The sequence below is a fragment of the Pseudomonas sp. NFPP02 genome (genome assembly GCF_900119355.1).
Classification (GTDB): domain Bacteria; phylum Pseudomonadota; class Gammaproteobacteria; order Pseudomonadales; family Pseudomonadaceae; genus Aquipseudomonas; species Aquipseudomonas paracarnis.
Window position 1 is genome coordinate 32,996 of the sequence record NZ_FPJI01000023.1, and the last position, 4,467, is coordinate 37,462.

Here is a 4,467-nt window from a genome sequence, read left to right on the forward strand (position 1 = left end):
CGCCGCCACGCGCCATCCATGGCGCGGGGCGGCTAAACCGGCATCCCTGCCGGTTTACCCCCCAAATCCCTGTCGAATTCCGGCCAGCGTGGTTTAACGGGGCGCCTAAGATCAAGATCAAAAGCAGAGCAAGAGCAAGAGCAAGAGCAAGAGCAAGAGCAAGAGCAAGAGCAAGAGCAAGAGCAAGAGCAAGAGCAAGAGCGGCTCGCTTCGCATCGTGGTTACCGTCTCCAGATGGCCGGCTTGCCCTTTTTGTAGGAGCGAGCTTGCTCGCGAAAAACGCTCAGGCGCCGCGTTCATTCAGGAAACACGCGTTATTGTTGACGTTTTCGCGAGCAAGCTCGCTCTACACAGGGTTTGCATCACTGCACGTCCACCCGCTGCACCTGCAACCCCAACTGTTCATATGCTTGCACCTCCGGCGCGTCCCACTCGGTAATCAGCGTATGAATACGGCTGCAAGGCGCCACCACAAAGGGTTCCACCGCGCCGAGCTTGTCTGAGGTGGTCACGGCGATGACGTGGGACGCGCTGTCGAGCAAGGCTTGCTTGACGGCGACTTCACCAAAATGCAGCGAGGTGATGCCCACTTGCGGATGCAGTGCGCAAACCCCGGTGAACAACAGGTCGGCCTTGACGCTCTGGATCAGCCGCACCGCGTCATGGCCGCCGGTGGAGAGCGTGGCGGGGTTGAGTTGGCCGCCGGCCAGGATCACTTTTATATGCGGATGGTCGGCCAGGGCGATGGCGATCATGGGGGATGGCGTGACCACGGTCAGGTGCAGTGCATGGGGCAAGCATTGTGCGATCTGCAAGGTGGTGGAGCCAGAATCGAACAGCACGATCTGGCCGTCTTCAACCCGCTCCGCCGCCACGCGAGCGAGGTGGCGCTTGACCTCGTTGGTTTCCCCGACACGGGTAAAGAAATCCTTGCCGGTGTCCTTGGGTCGGGGCAGGGCGCCGCCATGTACGCGTTGCAACAGGCCTGCGGCAGCGAGTTCGCCGAGGTCGCGGCGGATGGTGTCCTGGGACACGGCAAAATGCTCGACCAACTCGGAGGCAGTGACCTTGCCGTCGCGTTCCAGCAACAACAAGATCTTCTGTTTGCGCAGGGAAGGCAGGTCGATGGCTTGATGAGTGTTATGCATGTTTGTGCGCTTTATTGCGGGTTTGTGCGAGATTAATCGCCGGCCCATCTAAACGCAACGGCTGGTTGCCCACGCTCCTGCCGGTTACTCTCTGTGTTCAGTTCAGGGAGAGGTGACCCGATGCCGTTGATCACAACCATCGAAGACTTACGCAAGCTGGCGCAAAAACGTGTCCCCCGCATGTTCTACGACTACGCCGATTCCGGCTCCTGGACTGAGAGCACCTACCGCGCCAACGAAACTGATTTTGCGCGTATCAAGTTCCGCCAACGGGTGGCGCGCAATATCGACGAGCGTTCGATCCGCGCCAGCATGATCGGCCAGCACATGGCCATGCCCGTGGCGTTGGCGCCGACTGGCCTGGCGGGCATGCAGCACGCCGATGGCGAAATCCTCACTGCCCGTGCCGCTGCTGCGTTCGGGCTGCGCTACACCTTGTCGACCATGAGTATCTGTTCGCTGGAAGACATCGCCGAGCATGTCGGCCAGCCGTTCTGGTTCCAGTTGTATGTGATGCGCGACCGCAGTTTTATCGAGCAGTTGATCGAGCGCGCCAAGGCGGCCGGGGTGGATGCATTGGTGCTGACCCTGGATTTGCAGATTCTGGGGCAGCGCCACAAGGACTTGATCAATGGTTTGTCCGCGCCGCCCAAGCTGACCCTGCCGAACATTCTCAACATGATCACCAAGCCTCGCTGGGTGATGGGCATGCTGGGTACCCAGCGGCGTGGTTTCGGCAATATCGTCGGGCATGTGAAGGGCGTGGCCGACATGAGTTCGCTGTCGTCGTGGACCGCCCAGCAATTTGACCCGCGCCTGAGCTGGGACGATGTGGCGTGGATCAAGCGGTGCTGGGGCGGCAAGCTGATCATCAAGGGCATTCTCGATGTGGAGGATGCGCGCTTGGCGGCCGATTGCGGTGCCGATGCGTTGGTGGTGAGTAACCACGGTGGCCGCCAGCTTGATGGCGCGCCGTCGAGCATCAGCCAATTGCCGGCGATTGTCGAGGCCGTGGGCAACCGCATTGAAGTGTGGCTCGACGGCGGTATTCGTTCCGGCCAGGACGTGCTCAAGGCCATGGCGCTGGGCGCCAAGGGCACCATGATTGGCCGCCCGCACTTGTATGGGCTAGGGGCTATGGGCGAGGCGGGCGTGACCAAGGCCCTCGATATCATCGCCCGCGAACTGGATGTGTCGATGGCGCTCTGTGGCTATAAGGATATACGCGAAGTGAATCGCGAAATCCTGTTGCCCGGTACCTTTCCTGGAAGCACGGCTTGAGCAAAAAAACCGTAAAAATATAAAAAGAGTTGTCCACGAAAACCGTGGGTATCTCTGTGGATAACTTTGCGAAGGCCCGGCAGCGTTGGCGATTTCAGCGAAGATCATTATTTGATCAACTTGTATTTCGGGCCAACATGGCCAGGGTTTGCGCTTGACAGCCAAGCGCGAACCCAGTGTCGAAAAGCGTATTTACGAGGCGTTATCGCGGCCTGTGGAGTGTGTCACCACCTGGGCAGGCATCTTCGTGCGCATCAGGTTTTCCAACGCCTGGCCATAGCTGCGTCCGGCGAGGTTCATGCTGTTGTTATGGCTGGCACCGGGCACCAGCAACAGGTGTTTGGGTTGCTGGGCGGCTTCGAATAACTGCTGGCTGAAGCGCGGTGGTACGTAGCGGTCGTCGAGGCCGTGGACCACCAGCAGCGGCATGTGGATGTCGGCAATCTTGTCGATGGAATCGAACTTCTGCGACAGCAACCAGCGTACCGGCAATGAGGTGTTGGCAACGGCCGTGGCGACATCTGCCAGGGAGGTGAACGTGGACTCGATCACCAGCCCACGCACCGGCAATGGCACCTGCTTGCCCAACTCGGCAGCGAGGTCGATGGCGACCGCGCCACCCAGGGAGTGCCCGTAGATCAGGCGTTTGCCGGGGTCTGGTTGCAGGGTCTGGAAACGCTCCCAGGCAATGCGTGCGTCCTCGTACACCGTGGCTTCCGAGGGCAGGTCGCCCTGGCTTTGGCCAAAGCCGCGATAGTCGATGGCCAGGACCGAAAAGCCCAGGGCATGCAGTTGCTCGATGCGAAACAATTGGCCCGTGAGGTTCCAGCGTACCCCGTGCAGGTAGAGGATGGCGGGCGCGTCTTTGTTGGCTGCCGGGTACCACCAGCCATGAATGTTCTGCCCTGCTTTGAAACTGGCGGGCGTGAGTTCGAATTCCTGCACCGCCTTGGGCAGGCCGGTGTACCAGCCGGCGGTTCCCGGCTCGATGCGAAACACAAGTTCGCGTTCCTTGTGTTGCAACACGGCGCAGCCGACCGGCAGGCCGACAACCAACACGGCCATGCACAGCCAGACAAGCCAGCGCAGGCCCCGGCGGGGCATAGAAACAGAAGACATGAAGGTTCCAGAACAAAGATGAAGCACGGGTTTTACCAGATGGCCTGGGCGGGTAGGCATTAATGCGACGGCCGTGACGGATGAAAGTGTTACAGCATTGAACAATCCTCGCGCGGGTTGATAGGGTGGACGGCTCGAACCTGCCCTACCTGCAAAGGCCCACACATGAACAACAGCCCCGTGCGCATCACCGCCGAAGAAACCCTCTCGGACAACTGGTACCTGCTGAAGAAATACAGCTTCGACCTGCGCCGTCGCGACGGCAGTTGGCAAGCCCAGACCCGCGAGGTGTATGACCGGGGCAACGGTGCGACCATCCTGTTGTACAACCGTGAGCAACGCACAGTCTTGCTGATTCGCCAGTTCCGCATGCCCACTTTCGTCAACGATTACCCCGGCTACCTGATTGAAGCGGCGGCCGGTTTGCTCGATAACGCCAGCGCCGAAGAACGCATCCGCCTGGAGGCCGAGGAAGAGACCGGCTATCGCGTCGGGCATGTTGAGAAAATCTACGCGGCGTTCATGAGCCCGGGATCTGTGACGGAGCGGATTCACTTTTTTATCGGTGAATACCAGCCAGGCGACCGAGTGGGAGCGGGCGGAGGCCTGGAAGAAGAGGGCGAGGATATCGAGGTACTGGAGCTGGGCTTTGAGCAGGCACTGGCGATGGTGCAGAGCGGGGAGATTGTGGATGGCAAGACGATTATGTTGTTGCAGCATCTGGAGCTGCGGATGTTGAAAGAGGGGTGGTGAGGTATGCCTTCATGTGCATAGGTATCTACACAACTTTGGCACGACGCTGAATCTGTGGCGAGGGAGCTTGCTCCCGTGACGGCCTGGCAGCCGACACAGATATAACTGATGCCCCGCGATCCAATGTGGGAGCTGGCTTGCCTGCGAAGACGGCCTGACAGTCAAC

4 protein-coding genes are annotated in these 4,467 nt (G+C 60.0%); 2 read left to right on the forward strand and 2 right to left on the reverse strand.

Translation table 11 applies throughout. The features are described from left to right. Positions 1–362: 362 nt before the first annotated feature. The gene (locus tag BT204_RS26495) at positions 363–1,148 is read right to left on the reverse strand and encodes a DeoR/GlpR family DNA-binding transcription regulator (RefSeq protein ID WP_054898675.1); all 786 of its coding nucleotides are present in this window, start codon (positions 1,146–1,148) and stop codon (positions 363–365) included. A 120-nt stretch (positions 1,149–1,268) separates the two neighbouring features. Here BT204_RS26495 and BT204_RS26500 point away from each other — a divergent pair, with 120 nt between their 5' ends. Next, the gene (locus BT204_RS26500; RefSeq protein ID WP_054898676.1) at positions 1,269–2,429 is read left to right on the forward strand and encodes an alpha-hydroxy acid oxidase; all 1,161 of its coding nucleotides are present in this window, start codon (positions 1,269–1,271) and stop codon (positions 2,427–2,429) included. Positions 2,430–2,621: 192 nt separating this feature from the next. Here the strand turns inward: BT204_RS26500 and BT204_RS26505 are convergent, their stop codons facing one another. Beyond that, a complete protein-coding gene (locus BT204_RS26505) occupies positions 2,622–3,548 on the reverse strand; it encodes an alpha/beta hydrolase (protein WP_072448848.1) in 927 nt (308 codons plus the stop codon). Positions 3,549–3,713: 165 nt separating this feature from the next. On the opposite strand from BT204_RS26505, the gene BT204_RS26510 reads away from it, so the two are divergent. Next, positions 3,714–4,301 carry an NUDIX domain-containing protein gene (locus BT204_RS26510; RefSeq protein WP_034125680.1) on the forward strand — a complete coding sequence of 196 codons (588 nt, stop codon included), beginning with the start codon at positions 3,714–3,716 and terminating at the stop codon, positions 4,299–4,301. Positions 4,302–4,467 lie beyond the last annotated feature (166 nt).